At 57.5% G+C, this 19051-nt stretch carries 16 protein-coding genes and 3 pseudogenes; 18 read left to right on the forward strand and 1 reads right to left on the reverse strand.

What is annotated here, in order from left to right; translation table 11 throughout:
• Positions 1 to 75 precede the first annotated feature (75 nt).
• From ACVDG8_RS33765 to ACVDG8_RS33785, 5 genes and pseudogenes are all read left to right on the forward strand, one after another.
• Entirely contained in the window at positions 76 to 1155 is a 1080-nt protein-coding gene (locus ACVDG8_RS33765; protein ID WP_447252338.1) for a polyamine ABC transporter substrate-binding protein, read from the forward strand.
• 116 nt (positions 1156 to 1271) lie between these two features.
• The gene (locus tag ACVDG8_RS33770) at positions 1272 to 2054 is read left to right on the forward strand and encodes an ABC transporter permease (protein ID WP_447252339.1); all 783 of its coding nucleotides are present in this window, start codon (positions 1272 to 1274) and stop codon (positions 2052 to 2054) included.
• On the forward strand, positions 2051 to 2869 hold the full coding sequence (locus ACVDG8_RS33775) for an ABC transporter permease (RefSeq protein WP_447252340.1): 819 nt from the start codon (positions 2051 to 2053) through the stop codon (positions 2867 to 2869). Before ACVDG8_RS33770 ends, ACVDG8_RS33775 begins: the two co-directional genes overlap by 4 nt.
• 38 nt (positions 2870 to 2907) lie before the next feature.
• A pseudogene (locus ACVDG8_RS33780) lies at positions 2908 to 3335 on the forward strand (ABC transporter ATP-binding protein); the annotation flags it as partial.
• 252 nt (positions 3336 to 3587) lie between these two features.
• Entirely contained in the window at positions 3588 to 3983 is a 396-nt protein-coding gene (locus tag ACVDG8_RS33785) for a TOBE domain-containing protein (RefSeq protein WP_455707874.1), read from the forward strand.
• Here the strand turns inward: ACVDG8_RS33785 and ACVDG8_RS33790 are convergent.
• A complete protein-coding gene (locus tag ACVDG8_RS33790; RefSeq protein WP_455707402.1) occupies positions 3972 to 4520 on the reverse strand; it encodes a TetR/AcrR family transcriptional regulator in 549 nt (182 codons plus the stop codon). The two genes, ACVDG8_RS33785 and ACVDG8_RS33790, sit on opposite strands and share 12 nt — an antisense overlap.
• A 698-nt stretch (positions 4521 to 5218) precedes the next feature.
• Between ACVDG8_RS33790 and ACVDG8_RS33795 the strand changes: the two genes are divergently transcribed.
• The 13 genes and pseudogenes from ACVDG8_RS33795 (at position 5219) to ACVDG8_RS33855 (ending at position 19050) form a co-directional block, all read left to right on the forward strand.
• On the forward strand, positions 5219 to 6832 hold the full coding sequence (locus ACVDG8_RS33795; protein WP_447252343.1) for a flavin-containing monooxygenase: 1614 nt from the start codon (positions 5219 to 5221) through the stop codon (positions 6830 to 6832).
• A pseudogene (locus ACVDG8_RS33800) lies at positions 6829 to 7808 on the forward strand (alpha/beta hydrolase). Before ACVDG8_RS33795 ends, ACVDG8_RS33800 begins: the two are co-directional and overlap by 4 nt.
• A pseudogene (gene otnK / locus ACVDG8_RS33805) lies at positions 7808 to 9180 on the forward strand (3-oxo-tetronate kinase). Before ACVDG8_RS33800 ends, otnK begins: the two co-directional pseudogenes overlap by 1 nt.
• Before the next feature lie 143 nt (positions 9181 to 9323).
• Positions 9324 to 9917 carry a helix-turn-helix domain-containing protein gene (locus ACVDG8_RS33810; protein ID WP_455707403.1) on the forward strand — a complete coding sequence of 198 codons (594 nt, stop codon included), beginning with the start codon at positions 9324 to 9326 and terminating at the stop codon, positions 9915 to 9917.
• Positions 9839 to 10279, forward strand: a complete 441-nt coding sequence (locus ACVDG8_RS33815; protein WP_455707875.1) for a YhfZ family protein — start codon at positions 9839 to 9841, stop codon at positions 10277 to 10279. The genes ACVDG8_RS33810 and ACVDG8_RS33815 overlap by 79 nt, the downstream gene beginning before the upstream one ends.
• 127 nt (positions 10280 to 10406) lie before the next feature.
• Positions 10407 to 11789, forward strand: coding sequence for an FAD-binding oxidoreductase (locus tag ACVDG8_RS33820; RefSeq protein ID WP_447252347.1), 1383 nt, complete (start codon positions 10407 to 10409; stop codon positions 11787 to 11789).
• Positions 11790 to 11832: 43 nt separating this feature from the next.
• On the forward strand, positions 11833 to 12318 hold the full coding sequence (locus ACVDG8_RS33825; RefSeq protein WP_455707404.1) for a class II aldolase/adducin family protein: 486 nt from the start codon (positions 11833 to 11835) through the stop codon (positions 12316 to 12318).
• Positions 12319 to 12617: 299 nt separating this feature from the next.
• Complete coding sequence (locus tag ACVDG8_RS33830) at positions 12618 to 13424, forward strand: SDR family NAD(P)-dependent oxidoreductase (RefSeq protein WP_447252349.1); 807 nt, start codon at positions 12618 to 12620, stop codon at positions 13422 to 13424.
• Between the two features lie 496 nt (positions 13425 to 13920).
• On the forward strand, positions 13921 to 14973 hold the full coding sequence (locus ACVDG8_RS33835; protein WP_447252350.1) for an ABC transporter substrate-binding protein: 1053 nt from the start codon (positions 13921 to 13923) through the stop codon (positions 14971 to 14973).
• Between the two features lie 78 nt (positions 14974 to 15051).
• Positions 15052 to 16206 carry an ABC transporter permease gene (locus ACVDG8_RS33840; RefSeq protein ID WP_447252351.1) on the forward strand — a complete coding sequence of 385 codons (1155 nt, stop codon included), beginning with the start codon at positions 15052 to 15054 and terminating at the stop codon, positions 16204 to 16206.
• Positions 16207 to 17031 carry an ABC transporter permease gene (locus ACVDG8_RS33845; RefSeq protein ID WP_447252352.1) on the forward strand — a complete coding sequence of 275 codons (825 nt, stop codon included), beginning with the start codon at positions 16207 to 16209 and terminating at the stop codon, positions 17029 to 17031. It begins immediately after the preceding gene.
• 4 nt (positions 17032 to 17035) lie between these two features.
• Positions 17036 to 18142, forward strand: a complete 1107-nt coding sequence (locus ACVDG8_RS33850; RefSeq protein ID WP_447252353.1) for an ABC transporter ATP-binding protein — start codon at positions 17036 to 17038, stop codon at positions 18140 to 18142.
• A gap of 62 nt (positions 18143 to 18204) precedes the next feature.
• Positions 18205 to 19050, forward strand: a complete 846-nt coding sequence (locus ACVDG8_RS33855) for an SDR family oxidoreductase (protein ID WP_447252354.1) — start codon at positions 18205 to 18207, stop codon at positions 19048 to 19050.
• Position 19051 lies beyond the last annotated feature (1 nt).

Genomic DNA, 19051 nt, shown 5'->3' on the forward strand with positions numbered 1-19051 from the left:
ACAAGTACAACACCTTCCGGGAGAATTTGAGAGATTAGCAGCGGTCAAGTAAGCAAAAAAGAAAGGGGAATTAAAATGGCAAGAAGTGCAGACAGAGAACGCGGCAAGACGTCGCTCACGCGTCGGTCGTTTCTATCCACCGCAGCGGCGGCTGGCACCGCTGCCATCACCGGGTTTCCATCGATCGCGCGTAGCGCGCCCGCCGCACTCACATTTCCGAATTCGGGTGGCGCGCTTGAGGCCGCTTTCAAGCCGGCGTACTACGACACCTTCAAGGCGGCGACCGGAATCGACATTATTGGCGCTCCCTGGATGGAGGCGGCGCGCATCAAGGCGATGGTCGAAAACAACGCAGTCGACGTGGACGTGATCGGTGCCGACCCAGCGGAAGCCGCCGCGATGGCCAAACTCGGGCTTCTCGAGCCTCTCGACTACGACATCATCGACAAGTCGAACCTGGGCTCAGGCTATGCCCATGAATATTTCGTGCTCACCGATGTGGCGGCATTGGCGATGTCTTGGAACACCAATAGCTTCAACAGCGAAACTAGACCAAAAAACTGGGCTGAATTTTTCGACAGCGCGGGAAAGCCCGGCACCCGCAGCCTCTGGAAGTCGGCTTCGCAAACGCTTGACATCGCGGCACTCGGCGGTGGTCAAGATCCCGCAAAGCTTTATCCGCTCGACCTCGACAAGGCGTTCGCGACGCTAGACAAGGTCAAGAAGGATCTGGTGTGGTGGACATCTGGGGCGCAGAGCGCTCAGTTGTTGATTGACGGAGAGGTCGACCTTGGCTCTGTCTGGAACGGCCGTATCTATCAGCCAATCAAGAATGGCGCAAAAATCGACTACACATACGATCAGTGTTTGTACACGTCGGACTGCATGATCGTCCCCAAGGGATCTCCTCACAAGAAGGAAGCGATGGAATTCATCGCAAATATGGTGAAGGCCGAAAACCAGGCGATTTTCTCGAGGAACATTCCCTATGGGCCGACCAACCCCAAGGCGTTCGACCTGCTTGACGAAGCGACAAAGAAGCTGCTTCCGAACTCTCCTGGCAATGGAAAAACCGCAGTCACCCAGGATTACACTTATTGGGCTGAAAACGGCCCACAGATCACTGATCGATTTAACAAATGGCTCGTCGGGTAACCCCCTTGGTCCCTGAGCAGACATCACTTCCGATCTCCCTCGGCCGTGTCTTGAGACTCGGCCGAGGGGCATCTTTCCGAACGGGTCGCGGCTGGCTGCTCGCTCTGCCTGTCTCGATGCTGATCGTTCTGTTTCTTCTGCCCCTGGCGATCATGGTGAGACAGAGCTTCTCGGGTGAGGGCGGCGCGCTGTCGACATACGTGAGTATTGCCACAAACCCTGCGCTGTTTTGGCCGCTGATCTACACGTTTCGGACCGCCGCATCGGTCACGGTAACGGCGCTTCTGATCAGCTATCCGGTGGCCTACGTGTTGAGCGGCATCTCAGGCAGGTGGCTGAACGTTGCCGTTGCACTCATTTTGATCCCCTTTTGGACAAGCACAGTGATCCGAACCTATGCGTGGATGGTGCTGGTGCAGCGCAATGGAATTGTAAATGATATGCTTGTGGCTGCTCATCTTATTGATCGGCCGCTCAGATTGATCGGGTCCGATCCGGTGGTCCAGATCGCGATGGTTCATTTGATGCTGCCGTTCATGTTGCTGCCGCTGCTAAGTTCGTTCCGGGGTATCGATCGACTATATTTGCGGGCGGCGTCCGTTCTTGGCGCTAATCCCCTGAGGCAGTTCGTGCATGTCTTTTTGCCCCTGTCGATGCCTGGCGTCACGGCCGGTTGTGCGCTGGTCTTCATCTCATCTCTCGGCTTCTATGTGACCCCCGCTTTGTTGGGTGGGTCTCAGCAGATGATGTCCGTCGTCATCGAGCAGCAGGCGTCGCGCCTTCTAAATTGGCCAATGGCGTCGGCCTTGGGTACGGTGCTGTTGGTCATCACCGCGGCCATGTTCTTCGCCTATGAACGCGCCGTATCGACAACTTCAGGACGGCGAGGCAGAAAATGAACGGGGCCCAAAGATGGCGCGTCGCCAGGATGGCGCTTGTGGCGTTCGTGGTCCTGGTTCTGCTGTTCCTTGTCGTGCCGACGATGATCATCGTGCCACTGTCGTTTAGCGGTGAGGAGTTCATGAAATTTCCGCCGGAGAGCTTCTCATTGAAGTGGTACGAGGCCTTCTTCAGCAGCAAGGATTTCATGACCTCGGTCCTGAACAGCCTTAAGATCGGCATACCTGCGGCGTCACTCGCAACGGTGAATGGAACGCTGGCCGCGCTCGCGCTGGCCAGGGGGCGAATCCGATTTCGCCGCGCATTGTCCGCGTTGATCATAGCGCCGCTCATCCTGCCGCAGATTGTGTTGGCGCTCGGCCTCTTCCCGGTTCTGGCTAAGATCGGACTGATTGGGGGGTATCTCGGCATAGTGCTTGCTCACGCGGTGGTCACGATGCCATTGGCGTTCATAACAGTGTCGACTGCTTTAGCCAATTACCCGGAGGCTCTGGAAACAGCAGCTGAGACACTGGGGGCTAACAGGTGGAGAACATTCACGCACATTACATATCCGTTGATCGGGCCGGGTATAATACTTGGCTTCATATTCTCTTTCGCGTTTTCGTTCGATGAGTTGATATTGGCGATATTCCTTACGAGCCCGGCAACGCGTACCGTACCAAGGATGCTGTGGGAGCAGCTCAATTACGAAGTGACTCCGGTCATTGCTGCCGCAACATGCTGCATATTGGTCGGAACTCTGGTGCTTCTATCGGCGGGGGCGCTTGTGCAACGGCGATCGAAAATCGCGGTCAAGGTCGAAGCCAGATGAACGCGCTCCCTAACTTGTCAGACTATGAGGCTTCGAACATGGCCGGTGCCACCGTGGAATTTTCCGAGGTGTCCAAGTCATACGGAGCATTGAGAGTTCTTCAGCCGACCAACCTCACCATCGACCGTGGCGAGTTCTTCGGGATAATCGGGCCGAGTGGTTCCGGCAAATCCACTTTGCTGGGCATCGTCGCGGGGTTCACTCCCCGACCAGCGGCAAAATATGCGTCAACGGGATCGATGTTGTCTCTTTGCCAACCTACCGAAGGGATATCGGCATGGTGTTCCAGGGGTACGCCTTGTTCCCTCACATGAGCGTAGCCGACAACATTGCTTTCCCGCTCAAGATGAGACGCATGAGCCGCGAAGAGATTGAACGGGGCGTCAGGCGGGCGCTAGGCATGGTGCGTCTGGAGAAGTTCGCGGATCGGCATCCGTCACAGCTCTCTGGAGGCCAACAGCAGCGTGTCGCATTGGCCCGAGCGTCCGTCTACAATCCTGCACTGTTGCTCATGGACGAGCCGCTCGGAGCGCTGGACAAAAATCTTCGCGAGGAGATGCAGGAGGAAATAAAAAGCCTTCAGTCGAAGCTTGGCGCCACCGTTCTTTACGTCACCCACGATCAGCACGAAGCAGCGTTCATGGCCGATCGTCTTGCGGTAATGAACCATGGCCGCGTCACTCAGATTGGCAGCCCACGGGAGATCTACGAAAGGCCGATGAACCGCTTCGTTGCGGGTTTCCTGGGCGAGGCCAGCATCCTTGAGGCCACGGCAATTGGACCAGAGGCCGGCGGACAGGCTCCGTTCGAGTTGGAGGGAGGACTCAAGACATTTGCCTGCGTCGCATCAGGAGCGGATCCCATTACCGCGTTGTGCCTGAGGCCTGAGAATATCGTCCTTGGCGTGAAAGCGAAGGAACTCAAGAACTGCTATCAAGGGCTTGTCACCGAAGCCACTTTCACGACCGGATCGGTACGCTACCGGGTGACCATCGGCAACAACATCCCCTTGACCGTCAGAGTGGCAACGCACCCGGGTATACCGCTTGTTGATCCGGGGACTTCAGTGCCGGTCGGATGGGACCCGGCGTCGGTTTCCACATTATCTGACTGACTTCGCTGGCAGCCCTAGAAGATTACTCCCCTTTTCGGTCGGGGAATGAGGCAGAGCCTTAAGCGTTAGCACCTCTGGAAGGTAGCACCGCAAGTAAGAAACCGTAGCCATTTGCGTTTCAGCCACATAGTATTCAGTTATTGTGCCATGCTGGCTATAGGATAGGCTGAATATTCCATCGATGATTGATAGATAGGTGGCAAGCCTCCTGGTCCAGTCGGCGATAAATGGCATTTCGAAATACATGTTGAACAGGGCGGAGCGCGCCTCGGCAAGTCTCAAGTTTTGAGAAACGTCAGCGGTCTTTACCTCTTCGATTATGTTCGCTCCTAAAAACAGGCGAAGTACGGAAGGGTTTTTGTTGTGGTAATCCGCCGAAATGGCGATTTTGCGTTTTACCATTTCCTGCCAAGTGGCGGGGGGCGTCGCGAGTGGCGCCCGCGAAAGATCAAAAAGGGCCTGGTGGTGCACCTGCGCCAAGGCAAGAAGAGCAGCCTCCTTGTTTGGAAAAAAGTGATAAACAGAGGCGCTGGGCACCCCGCCCTTTCAGCGATCTGATAAAGACCCACGTTTTGAACGCTGTCCTCGGCCAGTAACGAATCGAGGGCGTTCAGAAGGATTTCGAACCGCACACGCCCTCGCTGCCTTTGCGGCTGACGCGCGCTTCCCCTCTTGGACTCTGCCACTGGTTCACTCATGGCAGTTCTCCCGATCGCCTCAATTCATAATCTCTCTGCATAAAGATAAGCTGCCGGCATCGCTCTCGGTTGCGGGAACAATAGAGGCACTACAATCGACTACCCGCTATGCGTTATTGCGCTTGTGCCGCCCCTATTTCCTGCCCGATCCAGAATCTCCCGGCAAGTGCCGTGCGGAGCCAATGGATTCTCCAGCATGTTATCGGCTCCGCGCGTGCTGGCGCAAGCCTCGATGTGGCGCCTGTGGATGCGAGGCACCGCCACCGAGCGCTAAAGTGCGACGTCTTGGCACGATGCTTGACGCCCGCGTCATGTCGCCAGGGAGGGGAAAATATCGATAATTTAGTTCGTCAATACGGCGCCCCTTCGAAGGGAGGGAGGAATTTCACGGGAATTCACGCTTGAAAGTCGATATAATTATCACTAAGGTTCGACCTCGTCATTGGTATTCGCTCTGTCTGCAATTCGGCACCGTGATTGTCTGGACGTAGCGGTCGTCGCGCCCTGTCTGAGGGCGGGAGCGTTTCGGGAGGGCGTATGGACATTCAAGCGGCAGGCCGACGCGTCGTTGACGTCGTGATCGTGGGCGCCGGTTTCGGCGGACTTTATGCAATACACAGACTTCGCGGAATGGGGCTATCCGTGCTTGCGCTCGAAGCCGGAAGTGACATCGGTGGAACGTGGTTCTGGAACCGCTATCCCGGGGCGCGCTGCGATGTCTCCAGCATTGAATATTCCTACTCTTTCTCCGAAGCGCTGGTGAATGAGTGGACGTGGACCGAGCGCTTCGCCGCGCAGCCGGAAATTCTGGATTACATAAACTTCGTCGCTGACAAATTCGGCCTTCGAGACAACGTCGTTCTGAACAGAACGGTCACGCGTATGGACTTCGATAGCGCATCAAATTCTTGGACCGTCACCACCGACAAGGGTGACACGATAAGGGCGAGATATTGCATCCTGGCGACAGGGCCGCTGTCCAAGCCGCAAAAGCCTGTGATCCCCGGCATGGAAGAGTTCGATGGACAATACTTCCACACCGGAGACTGGCCCCATCGTCCGGTCGATTTTTCCGGTTTGCAGGTGGGAGTGATTGGCACGGGGTCATCTGGCATCCAGGCAATCCCGCAGATCGCGCAGCAAGCCGGACATCTCTATGTCTTTCAACGGACGCCAAATTTCAGCGCGCCGGCTAGAAATCGGCCCATGTCGGCCGACGATATCCGCCATGCACGAGAAACATTTGCCGAGGTGAGGGCCTACGCCAGGCGCACGAAAATGGGCATCGGCCTCTATGCGACAACGGCCTGGTCGGCGCTTGAGCTGGACGAATTCGAACGCCAGGAGGTGTTGGAGGCGTTCTGGGAAAAGGGCGGCCTCGAATTCCTGAGAGCCTTTCCCGATTTGCTCATCAATGTAAAGGCGAATGACGTCGCGGCGGAATTCGTGCGCAACAAGATCCGGCAAGCTGTGAATGACAGCGTCACTGCCGACCTTCTTGCGCCATCGGACCATTATATCGGAGCCAAACGTCTTTGCTCCGATACGGGCTACTTTGAAACGTTCAACCGACCAAATGTCACCTTGGTCGACATCCGGGAACATCCTATCGAGTCGATCACGCCTCAGGGGCTGAGAACGTCGCAAAGGGAGTTCGCGCTGGACGCCATCGTGTTCGCAACGGGGTACGATGCGATGACCGGGGCGATCGATGCGATCCATATAACGATCGATGGGAAGGAAAGTATCAGAGCAAAGTGGAAGCACGGGCCCACGACCTACCTGGGAATGATGGTATCCGGGTTTCCCAATTTGTTCATCCTGGCAGGCCCGGGGAGCCCTTCCATCCTGGGCAATGTGATCGTTGTTCTTGAATACCAGGTCGAGTGGATCCGGGATCTCCTCACCCGAATGGTCGGACAACGGTTGACCAGGGTAGAGCCGGAGGCAAGCGCGGAAGAGGGATGGGTCAACACCGTTCGGCAGGCCGCCGAACGGACGCTGCGCGCGGACGCGAAGTCCTGGTACACAGGGGCAAATGTCCCGGGAAAGCCAAGGGTGTTCCTGCCCTATTCCGGAGGGTTCGATGCCTATTTCCAGAGGTGCGATTCCGTAGCGGCAAACAACTATGCCGGCTTCGTCATCGCATGAAACCGACAGTCCTGGACAATGCGACAGTAGAGCTTCTTCGCAAGCAGGCGGAAGCCGGTCTTGCCCGGGTCGAGACCCTCGATCCAGCCGAAGCGCGGAAGGCCTTTGCCAAGGCCCGCGAGAGCTGTGCCATCAATGCCGCTTTGTCATTGCGGACCGTCGATATTGATATCTGCGAGGAGGGTGGGACCGTCCCGGTCAGGCTTTACTATCCCAATGACGCTGCCGACGACGAGGCTCCGGCCCTGGTCTTCTTTCACGGCGGCGGGTGGGTTGTTGGCGACATTGCATCCTATGACGACTTCTGTCGTGGGATAGCCTTCGCGTCGGGGTGTTGTGTGATGTCGGTCGGCTATCGCCTCGCGCCGGAGCATAAATTCCCGGCTGCGATCGAAGATGCGACACTCGCCGTAAAGTGGCTGTTCCAGAACAGCAAACGCCTCGGCGTTGACCCCTACTGTATCGCCGTGGGTGGCGACAGCTCAGGAGGCAACATAGCTGCCGTTTCAGCCATCCTGGCCCGTGATGGAGGCCTGCCGAAGCTGCGCTTTCAACTGCTGCTCTACCCGGCAACCGATCTGAGGATGAAATCTCCCAGCCACGACATTTCAATCCCCAACCTTCGGGTTACCGGCAAAACCATGACATGGTTCCGTGGCCTGTATCTGAGTTCCGAAGAACAACAATCGGACTGTAGAGCATCACCATTGCTCGCACCAAACCTGGAGGGGTGGCCCCAGCCTACGTCTTGACTGTCGGTTGTGATCCGTTGATGTGCGAGGGTATCGCCTACGTCAACCGGTTGCGCGCGCATGGTGTTGAGGTCCAGCACAGACACTATGGCGATCAGATTCACGGATTCTTGACGCTGGGAAATCTGGTTCCGAAGGCCGCAGCCGCTCGCAAAGAGGTCTCGGATGTACTCGGCTCCACCCTGCGGCCAGGTCGCGACCAACGGCAGGAGGAAACTGACTGATGGATGGAGTGCGTCCGCTGATATTCGGAGCGATTGCCGACGATCTTACGGGAGGGGTCGACCTCGCAGCCAGGCTTGTTGCCCGCGGCGTGCCAACTGACTGTACCGTTGGTGCAAAGGTGGCCATACAACCAGGCAATATCGCCCACGTCATAGCATTGAAGACCCGGGTGATCCCGCCGAAAGAGGCGGTGGCGCAAGTGTTGGAGGCCGCTGACAGGTTGGTCGAAGCCGGTGCGCTTCAAATTTTCTTTAAATACTGTGCCACTTTCGATTCCACTCCAGATGGCAATATTGGTCCTTGTGCGGAGGCGCTTCTCGACAGGCTTGGCGCGCGTGCGACGCTGTTTGTCCCCGCATCATGCGAAACGGGTCGAACTGTCTTTCAGGGCCACATGTTTGGCGGCACCCAATTGCTGGGAGAGTCGGCGAAGCGGTTCGATCCGCTTACGCCAATGACGGACTCAAATCTGGTCCGGGTATTGCAGGTACAAAGCAAGATGAAAGTTGGGCTGTTGCCCTATCCGGTTATCAATGCCGGCCCCCAAGCTATCCTTGCCGGCCTCGAGGCGCGTGTCGGGGCAGGGGAGAGGCTGTTTATTGCGGATACGATCTATGAGTCTGATTTCGCTGCGATCGCATCTGCCAGTTTCGATCTCCCATTGTTGACCGGAAACTCTGCCGTGACCACGCACCTCCCGACAGCCTGGCTCCGCGCCAGACTGATCGATACGGATTCACTGGTTCCGGCAAGCCTGCCCGCCGTTGACGGGCCTGCCGCCGTGCTGGCGGGCAGTGTCGCCGGCCAGACCATCGCGCAGCTCGAGCGGTTCGCACTGGACAATCCTTTGCTGACCATCGATCTCATGGACGCGTTCGCCGGAAAAGAGGTGGTGCGGTCGGCAAGAGAGTTTGCTGAAAGGCATCTTCCGGGGCGAGCCATCGCCATCACCACCGCGGCCCCGCAACACGCCATCGAGGCCTTGCAGCAGGCCTACGGACGGGCGGTCGTGGCCGACAAGGCTGAGTCCATCCTGGCAGCCATCGCCAAAATCCTTGTGCGGGACCTTGGCGTTCGACGGCTTATCATCGCGGAGGGGAAACATCCGGATCGGTGGTTCAGGCACTCGGAATTGAGCGTATCGCGATGGGACCTTATCAAGGGCTCGGCGTTTGCCGGGGCGTCGTCAACCTGCCCGAGCCTGTGGCCTTGATGCTGAAGTCCGGAAAACTTGGTAATCCCGATGACTTCAGTGAAATCCTGCAGGATATGAGAAGGCCAATTTCAATTGAACCGCATCTGGATAGTTGGCAGCCGGTAAGACGGTTCACTGACCCTTCGAGGGATCACCTGCCGGCGGCCGCAACCTGAACGCCTCATTTGTATTTTGAAGCTACGGTATTGTCGGACAGGCGTTGTTTGGTTTGCGGTGAGGACGTTACCGGATCATTCTCCGTGCATTTTCTGGATATGGTGGCGCCAACGCATGGCAGCATCGAGTCGCGAGAATTAGCGTGGACCAACTTACTCGTAATCAGAAGACCATCAGGTCTATTGCGCAACTGCTGTTGGCTTTGAAACCTGGAGATCGGCTGCCTCCCATCCAGGCGATAAACAGGCAGATCGAGGTCGGCGTAGGCACAGTCCAGAAAGCATTGAGCGTTCTAACCGGCTCCAAGGCCGTGGCGATCAATGCGCGCGGACATATGGGCAGCTTTGTCGAATCGGTCGATTATGCGCTGCTCTGGGGCTTCGCCGGACATGGTCCAATCAAACTGCTTCTGCCGCACCTCGATGCCGTCGAATTCAAGGGCCTCTCCGAAGGTATCGACAGCACCTTCGAACAACACGGCATACGTGCGAGAATTGATCACCGCCAAGGAGCAACATCACGGATGAACAGTGTCCGTGAAGGCAACCACGACGCCTGTGTCGTTTCCAATCTGGCGTTCCAACGCGGGCCTGAATCAGGCGAGTTGGACGCTGTTGCCCTGAAAAAGTCGATTATTACCGAGCTGGATCCGTCGTGGTGCTGGCTCGCGAGAAGCCTTCGCGAGCGCCGCTTCGAATTGGCTATGACCCGACTTCCCTGGATCACTATCTTTTAACCCGGTCCGAATTTCCGGAAGGCAAAGTCGATCAGATAGCTGTTCCTTGTCCTTACGGACACCTCTTATCCGCTCTGCTGGCGGGGGCAATCGATTGCGGCATCTGGCACCGCGTCGATATCGGCCTGTCGTTTGATTTGCTGCCGATCATGGCGAGAGCCCCGGAACGGGAGGGGACGCTCGCGCTTCTCAAAGAATGCGAAATCGCCTGTCTTGTGTTTCGCAAGGAGCGTCTCGACGTTGGGAATTTGGTCGGACTTATCGATGCTCGGACCATCCAGGCCGCACAGATCGCAGCGCGACAGGAAAGCGCTGCACATATGGAAATTCTGTCCAAACTGATCGGAGAGCCGAGGATTTAGCGGGATGCTTTTTTCAGCGAACGCTGGTCATCCCCGGAAGGCTCGATCATGTCGCCGCCCATTCGCTCGATTTCGATCGAGATGCTTGTTGACATCGGAGGTGTCTTAGAATACAGAAAACTGTATAATGAATGACTGCCGAGAGAGTACGCTGATCATGGTCCCTGCCGCGCAAGAAGCTGATGGAAAAGTGTCGGTCCGGGACGCATGGCCGTTACTCGGCAAGATCGCCAACAATACCCCGCCCGTCCGATGCGTGAGGCCGGCCTCGGTTGAACAAGTCGGCGAAATCTTGCGCGAGGCCAGTGCCGCTGGGCAGGTCGTTGTGGCGGCGGGAGCGCGCTCAGGGGTTTGCGGTGCCCTCGTCGCCTCTCGGTATGATGTCCTGCTCGATATGACCGGGCTGGATCGCATCACTGCAATCGACGAATCGAACCGGACTGTTACCGTTGAGGCCGGTGTCTTGGGTGGTGCGCTGGAACAGAAGCTTGGAGAGTTGGGCTATACCTGCGGGCACTATCCCCAATCCTTGGAGATATCGACAGTCGGAGGGTGGCTGGCCACTCGCGGTATCGGAACGTTCTCCAACAAATATGGCGGTATTGAACATCTCGTTGTCGGCTGTGAAGTGGTGTTGGCCGACGGTAGCCCTCTCCGCCTTGGCGGGCCGCCACGATCGGCGGCCGGTCCTTGTCTGCTCGAGCTTTTCCTTGGCAGTGAAGGCGCGTTCGGCGTGATCACTGAGGTAACGCTGCGCATTTTCCCCAAGGCCCAATCCTTGCTGCTCGGGTCCTATGCGTTCCCCACATTGCGGTCGGGTATCGATGCGGCAAGGGATCTGTTCGGCGAGCACGCCGTGCCGGCGCTGCTGCGCATCTATGACGCGGCGGAATCGTCGCATCTCTACGAGAAAGCCGGGATGCAGGGAGACGAACCACTGGTGGTCGTCGGCCATGAAGGCGCGGCGCGCATCGTCGAAGCTGAAGAGGCTGTCACGAAGGACATCCTTCTGAGCCACGGCGCGCGCTACCTCGGACCTGAAATCGCCGAGGCCTGGAATGCAGGGCGTTATCATGCCGAATGGTTGGAGCGCGGCAATGCGCGCGCCGACCAAATCGCCGACTCCATCGAGGTGTCCGTCTCCTGGGCGAATTTGATGCCGCTCTATGAGCGTGTCATGTCCATGATCTCCCCGAAGACGAGCTGGTCGATGGCGCATCTGTCTCACTTCTACTCGACGGGTAGCATGTTCTATTTCATTTTCGGTATCGATGACGCTGACCCCGAAAGCTTGATTGCCCGCTACACCTCGGTCTGGGAGATTGTGCAGACGCAGGCTTTGGCGTTCGGCGGCACATGCACGCACCACCATGGTGTGGGCGCCGTGCGACGCGATTTCTTCCGGCGCGAACTTGGCGAGGTCGGCCTCAGAACACTTCGAGGGATCAAGCATGCACTTGACCCGCAGGGCATTCTCAATCCGTCGGCTCTGAGCTTGGCTCAAGGCTGACCTCTGTGTGGATTTGCAAAGCGTCAACCGAGGACATAGCCCGATGAAGGCCTCAGTCAGTGACACCAGCCAATCGCCGTTCCCGACGCCGGATCGCACGAACTACGTCGCTCGTGCCCTGGCTGCCTTCAACCTGGCATTCGATCGGAACCTCGGCAATCTGGCCGGCTGCAATATGACCTTCCGTGCCGGGCCTGACAGAGTTTATGTCACGCGCTCTGGAGCGACAAAGGCCCGCCTTGGAAAGCTCCAGGCGGAGGATCTTATCCTGGCCGATTTCGACGGAAATATCGTCGAGGGCGAGGGCCCTCTCTCCATCGAATACCTCTGTCACTCGACGGTCCTCAAAAATTTTCTCCAGCTAGAGATGGTGCTGCACACCCACTCGCCTTTTGCCACGCTGCTGGCTGCACGTGCCGAAACAATCCCACCACTGATCGATAGCATGCTCGGCTATGGAGATACGGTTCTCGTTCCCGACACCCATAAGTATTCCACCCCGGCTTCGTGGCCGACATCGTTGGCATAATGCAGGCAAATGCAGCGATGAATACACGAGGCGGCTGCGGCGTCCTTTACCCCCGCCATGGCGTGCTTGTCGTCCATCGGAGTCCTGAACTCTGTCTCGATCTTGCCGAGCGCATCGAATGGAACGCCCAGGCGGTCGTCTATGACCGGCTTCTCGGCCCCTCAAATCGACCGCCTCTGCCCGACCACGTCGATCGGCCTGATAAGCCGCCGCGATATTATTAGACACCAGCCGGCGCGCTGGCGGTGCCTTCTCCAAGCGCTCAATCATTCGGCCAACCTTTGCTCCGGGAACAAAAAATGACCTACTACCACCCGCCGAAACTTACGAAGACGCACGGTCGTTTGGACGGCAAGGTCGTTCTCGTCACCGGCGCTACCAGCGGCATTGGCGACGCCGCGGCCCGATTGTTTGCGGCGGAAGGCGCTAAGGTCGTGTGCGCCGCTAGACGAAGGGATCGGCTTGATATTCTCGTCGCCGAAATTACGGGAGCAGGCGGCATTGCGACCGCGGCATCATGTGACGTGCGGGATGAAGCCTCCGTTGCAGCAGCGGTCAATCTCGCGCTCGAACATTACGGTCAACTGGACGGCGCCTTCAACAACGCGGGCCAAGGCGGCGCCCAGGGCAAGCTCGACACGATCAGCACGGACAACTTCGACAGGGTAGTGGCTGTGAACCTGCGCGGCGTGTTCCTGTGCATGAAATACGAGATCGCTGCGATGCTCGGCCTGGGACATGGAGGGGCGATCGTCAACGCGTCTTCCATAGGCGGTCTGGTCGGGGTCGGTTGCAACAGCGCTTATGCCGCCACGAAATGGGGACTGGCTGGCCTGACCAAAAGTGCCGCGCTTGACTATGCCCGCCAAGGCATTCGAGTGAATGCGATCGCTCCGGGAGCCACGCGATCGGAGATGCTCGACAGGTGGATTGATACCGAAGAGGCACGGGAACGGATGGCGGCTGCGTTTCCGATGAACGGCATTGCGCATCCCGACGATATGGCGCGCGCTGCTCTCCTACTGCTGTCTGAGGAAACGCGGTGGACAACTGGCGTAGTCCTGCCGTGTGACGCCGGCATGAGCGCCGGGTGGCAAGCCGCATGAGGGGAAGAGTTACACGTGCCGAAACGATCCCGCGCCAACCAGCTATTACTGCGGCTGATGAAGCCAGGCCCCGGTGATCCAATGAAGGTGTAACTCCGCTGCAGTCGTGATCGAAAACAGGTCGACCTTCGCATCGGCCTTTATCTCCCGAACCAGGCAGGGTGCTGAACCCGGCAGCATACTCTTGCGGATTCAAAGTCGGCAATATTATCTGCTAATTCACCTGTGATACATAGAAATACGGCAAGGACGCCGCCTATTTTGAGTTGATAGCCGATTTAATTTGTATTAGCGTAAGTTCAAAGTGGTTTAAGGAGCCCGACCTGCAAGGGATATGGAGGACCTGGCCTGTTGCGCCCGGGACTCGAAGGTGATTCTGACGACCCCATCGTGCAGCGCGTCTAACGCCAACCCCGGATGTAAATTCGGAGCTGGTTCTAAAGAGACCTACAAAGACGAAAACAGCGGAAAGTACCGCCAGAAAAAGGGGAACAAAATGCGAAATTTTATCAGAAAGCATGCCGTCCATGCCGCCATTGTCTCGACATTGGTGTCGGCGAGTGCAGCCCATGCGCGCGACTTCACTATTGCGTCTTGGGGAGGGCAATTCAGTGACTCGCAAAGGCAAAACTTCTTTACGCCTTTCGGCCAGGCGAAGGGGATAAAGGTTCTGGACGACACTTACGCCGGAGGTTGGGCGCTGTTCGAGGCAATGCTCAAGACGAACACGCGCCCATGGGATGTGGTCGAAGTGGAAAGTTCCGAACTGGCGCGCGGCTGTGAGCAGGGGCTTTTCGTCAAGTTGGACTGGTCCCGGATCGCGGACAGGTCGTCGGTTATGCCTCAGGCGGTCAGTGAGTGCGGCATTGGTGCCGCGATCGCTTCGCATGTCGTCGCCTGGAACCCGAAGGTGGGTGCGAATCTGACTTTGAAAGACTTCTTCGACACGACAAAGATCCCTGGAAAGCGCGCCATGCGCAACGACCCCAAGGGCAGTCTCGAAATGGCGCTCATGGGTGATGGCGTCGCGCCTGGCGAAGTCTACAAGGTCCTCGGCTCACCAGGCGGGGTCGATCGTGCATTTGCGAAGCTGGACACCATCAAGAAGGATCTTCAATTTTGGGAAGCGGGCGCGCAGTCCATTGAGTGGCTGGAGAGCGGCGACGTGGCAATGAGCATTGTCTACAGCGGACGCGTTCACGCCGCGAAAAAGGACGGCCATGAATTGGGCATGACGTGGCGGAACAGCCTGCTTTTCGTCGATCAATGGGTGATTGTCGATGGAACTGGAAATGTCGACAATGCGTATGACTTCCTGCGCTATTTCGCCACCCATACAAAAGAGCAGGCGGCTTTTGCCAACACTCTAGGTTACGGCGTGCCGAGTCTTGAAGCGGCAAAATACCTTGATGCAAAGGTGCTTGCCGATATGCCTGCCGGAGACAATGTGAGGGACGCGCTCGACACGGGTTCGGCCGAATCCGTTGGCTTCTGGCTCGACAATTACGATGACATCATGGCTCGATGGACTGCCTGGAAGGCAAACTAGCATCAACCAATGAGGCGGTGAGACTAGCGATCGAAACCAAGGCGTGCAGGCAAGGTTACCACGATGGCGGGAAGACGATTGGAATACCTTGCCGCACCCTTGGTGTTATTCAACCTGGTATGCTTCATAGTTCCTATTCTATCGATAATCTATTTTGCGATACACAGCCCTGAGTTTGTTCAGGCATTCCCCGGCACTAGCAAACTGCTTGTTGACTGGGACCAGAGCGCCTTGCCGGACGAGAAGGTTTTTGAAAGCTTTGCCCGGGAATTGGGCAAGGCCGCGAAGGACCGGACATTGCCGGATGCCGCACGTCGGCTCAACTACGAGATTTCGGGTTACAGGAGCCTACTGACCAAGACAGCGGCTGCATCGAAAGACCTGCAGCCGCGCTACCAGGCCGCAATGATCGCGGTGGACCAGAGATGGGCGGACCCCGCTTATTGGAAGGTCGCGGCGTCGGCCTCGCATCAATATACCGCCCGCTACCTGCTCGCGGCGCTGGACCTCAGGAGAACTGCGGACGGCAGCGTCGAACGTGTCCCTGAAAGCGAACGCGTGTACCTCTCAACGCTGCTGCGAACCTTCTGGATGAGCATTGTTGTCACGGTCGTCTCCGTGGTGCTGTCGTACCCGATCGCCTTTTTGATCGCGAATTCGTCGCCCCTGACCGCCCGTGTTCTCCTGGCGATGGTCATGATCCCGTTCTGGATGTCGCTGCTGGTCCGCACAGCCGCATGGATGGTCCTTCTGCAGAAGGATGGACTTGTAAACGAGCTCCTGGCCTGGCTTGGCCTGATCGAAACCCCCATCCAGCTCGTCTTCAACCGGACTGGCGTCTACCTTGCCCTTATCCATATCATGCTGCCGTTTGCGGTCTTGCCCATTTTGAGCGTCATGCGGTCGATCTCGAAGGACCATTTGCATGCGGCGGCAAGTCTTGGCGCAAGGCCCACGCTCGCCTTCATCGAGATATACATTCCCCAGACATTTCCCGGCGTGGCCGCGGGCGCGCTCCTGGTCTTCGTATTGTCGATTGGATTCTACATCACGCCGGCTTTGCTCGGAGGTCCTAAGGACCAGATGATCAGCTACATCATTGCCCAGTTCGCGGGGCAAAATGCAAATTGGGGGATGGCTGGAGCGCTGGCGCTGTTGCTCATCCTCAGTGTCGCCGTCGTTACGTCCGCGGCGTCCGTCTTGAGACTCTCGCGCGCGAAGCGATACGCCTAGATGGCCATGTCGAAGATATACAACTTCGAGCAGCGGTTCTGGCAGGCGATGCTCTGCATCTCGTCATTGCTGGTGGTCGTATTTCTTATCGTTCCCATCGTGATCGTCATTCCACTCTCATTTTCGGGAGGGAGTGCGCTCCGCTACCCGCTGGAAGGGTTTTCTCTGCGCTGGTACGCAGAAATATTGTCGACCCCTGTGTGGCAGGCCTCTCTTGAGAACAGCATCATCGTGGCGTCTCTGACGACCGTAGCTGCCACCATATTGGGAACAATGGCCGCGATCGGGCTTAGCAGCTTGAGATCGAGACTGCTCAAAGCCGTCTACGGGATGTTGTTGCTGCCGATGGTCGTGCCGTTGATCATCATCGCGCTGGGTATCTATTTCGCGTTTGCCCATGTCGGCCTGCTGGGCACCTATCTAGGTCTGGTTGCCGCACACACGCTTTTGGCGGCGCCATTCGTGCTGGTCACGGTGCATGCGTCGCTTCAACGCTTTGATTGGACATTGATGCAGGCTGGCGCGAGCCTGGGCGGCCGCCCTCTGAAGGTATTCTTCGAGATAATGCTTCCTCTGATTCTGCCGGGCGTGGCTTCCGGTGCCGCGTTCGCGTTCGTGATCTCCTTCGACGAGGTCGTCGTGGCTCTGTTCATCGCCTCGCCGACGACGAAGACCATGCCGATACAACTGTTTTCAAATCTGAAGTTTCAGCTCACGCCCGCGATCGTGGCAGCATCCTGCATCATGATCGCGATCTCCTTGTTCTTTGCCGTAATTGCCGAGGTCTTGCTTCCGTACCTCAGGCGCCGGCGCATCAAGCGGTAAAATCATGACGGATACGATCGTCCAGTTCCGCAACGTGAGCAAACGCTATGGCAAGTCGCTGGATGTCGTCAAAGGGCTCGACATCGACATCGATAGAGGCGAATTCCTGACGTTTCTTGGCCCTTCCGGCTCGGGAAAGACGACCTGCCTGATGATGCTGGCCGGCTTCCAATCGCCCACGTCAGGCGATATTTTCATGAATGGTCAGTTGCTCAATCACGTACCCCCATACCGGCGCAAGATTGGCGTCGTCTTTCAAAGCTACGCGTTGTTTCCGCATCTGAATGTCTATCAGAATCTCGCATTCCCACTTCGTCACCATGGATTTCCTCGAGTAGAGATCCCGCGGATGGTGCGTGAGGCCCTCGATATGGTGGAGTTGGGAACCCTCGGCGATCGGCTCCCGTCACAGCTCTCCGGTGGGCAGCAGCAACGGGTCGCGCTTGCCAGGGCCCTTGTCTACAAGCCCGATCTCGTATTGCTCGATGAGCCACTGAGCGCATTGGACAAAAACCTGCGCCAGCAGATGCAGCTGGAGATCAAAAGACTTCACAAGACCCTGGGAATGACGTTCGTGTTCGTCACGCACGACCAGGACGAAGCACTCACCCTTTCCGATCGCATTGTGGTCTTTGACAAGGGCGAGGTTCAGCAGGTTGGCAGCCCCAGACAGATCTACAGCGAACCTGGCAATGAATTCGTCGCTGGGTTCGTTGGCGACAACAACATGTTCTGGGGCCATGTATTGAGCTCGGAAAAGAACTCCTGCCTGGTCAAGCTTGGCGAAGGCAAGGTCGTTCGTGCCAGATGCGAAGGATCGATCGATCCGGGGACGCGGGTGCGATTTGTCGTAAGGCCGGAATCCCTGCAGATGGCTGCGGAAGATGGGCGCCCGAATATGTTCGAGGTGACCGTGGATGAGCTGGTCTATCTCGGCGACCACATACGCGTGACAGGAAAGCTTGATGCCGACAGGAGCGTTCTCGTAAAACTCCCGGCAACAAATCAAGAGATATCGCCGATTGGCCGGCAGCTGAAGCTTAGCTGCCGGGAAGAGGACTGCTTTGCGTTTCAGGCAACTTCGCTGACGCCACACAACTTCCCAGCTTAACTGGTGCACGTCAATAAGTGACGCGAGCGCCTCAATGAACCGCAACCTGTGGTGAGGATGAAATGACGAGCGGCAAGGTTTGGTTTATCACAGGCGCGACCCGCGGGCTCGGCGCGTCCATCGCGCGAGCGGCCATGGCAGCCGGCGACCGAATCGTCGCTACTGGCCGCAATACGAAGGCACTGGAGACATCGCTGGGGAAGGCGTTGGAAAACCTGTTGCTCCTTCGGATGGATGTCAACGACGAAGCCGAGGTTGCTGCAGCGGTCAAGGAGGCAGAGGCCTGCTTTGGACGGATCGATGTCCTGGTCAACAACGCTGGCTACGGCCAGATTGGCGCTTTTGAAGAGGTCAGTGTTCGCGATGTAGACGATCAGTTCAAGACCAACGTCTTTGGACTTTTCGGCGTGACACGCGCCGTTCTTCCGATCATGCGACGTCAACGTGCGGGGCGGATATTCAACATCTCGTCGGTCGTCGGGTACATAGGTCGTCCGCGCCTTTCAATCTATGTCGCGTCAAAGTTTGCGGTATCTGGCTTCTCGGAAGCATTGGCTCTGGAGGTCGCGCCGTTTGGGATAAAAGTCACGGTTGTCGAGCCTGGTGTTTTTCGGACCGACTTCGCCGACGCAAGCTCGGTGCGATTTGGCGACGTGGTCATCAGCGACTATGCGGAGGCGTCCGCGACGATGAAGGGCTTCATGGCCAGCGCCAACCACAAGCAACAGGGGGATCCGGAAAAACTCGCCAAGGCGCTGGTAATGCTCGCTGAAAGTGATGCGCCACCGGTGCACTTTCCCGTAGGGGCGGATGCACTGCAACGGTTCGCCGAAAAGCATGCCGCGGTGGACAACGATGTTGCGCGGTGGCGAGACCTCGCGCTGGCCACCGCTTATGACAATTCTTGAG

It is taken from the genome of Mesorhizobium sp. ORM8.1, assembly GCF_053005525.2.

Coding starts and splice junctions, on each gene's coding strand:
- ACVDG8_RS33765 (WP_447252338.1), top strand. CDS start 76: ATGGCAAGAAGTGCAGACAGAGAACGCGGCAAGACGTCGCTCACGCGT.
- ACVDG8_RS33770 (WP_447252339.1), top strand. CDS start 1,272: ATGCTGATCGTTCTGTTTCTTCTGCCCCTGGCGATCATGGTGAGACAG.
- ACVDG8_RS33775 (WP_447252340.1), top strand. CDS start 2,051: ATGAACGGGGCCCAAAGATGGCGCGTCGCCAGGATGGCGCTTGTGGCG.
- ACVDG8_RS33785 (WP_455707874.1), top strand. CDS start 3,588: ATGAACCGCTTCGTTGCGGGTTTCCTGGGCGAGGCCAGCATCCTTGAG.
- ACVDG8_RS33795 (WP_447252343.1), top strand. CDS start 5,219: ATGGACATTCAAGCGGCAGGCCGACGCGTCGTTGACGTCGTGATCGTG.
- ACVDG8_RS33820 (WP_447252347.1), top strand. CDS start 10,407: ATGAATGACTGCCGAGAGAGTACGCTGATCATGGTCCCTGCCGCGCAA.
- ACVDG8_RS33825 (WP_455707404.1), top strand. CDS start 11,833: ATGAAGGCCTCAGTCAGTGACACCAGCCAATCGCCGTTCCCGACGCCG.
- ACVDG8_RS33830 (WP_447252349.1), top strand. CDS start 12,618: ATGACCTACTACCACCCGCCGAAACTTACGAAGACGCACGGTCGTTTG.
- ACVDG8_RS33835 (WP_447252350.1), top strand. CDS start 13,921: ATGCGAAATTTTATCAGAAAGCATGCCGTCCATGCCGCCATTGTCTCG.
- ACVDG8_RS33845 (WP_447252352.1), top strand. CDS start 16,207: ATGGCCATGTCGAAGATATACAACTTCGAGCAGCGGTTCTGGCAGGCG.
- ACVDG8_RS33850 (WP_447252353.1), top strand. CDS start 17,036: ATGACGGATACGATCGTCCAGTTCCGCAACGTGAGCAAACGCTATGGC.
- ACVDG8_RS33855 (WP_447252354.1), top strand. CDS start 18,205: ATGACGAGCGGCAAGGTTTGGTTTATCACAGGCGCGACCCGCGGGCTC.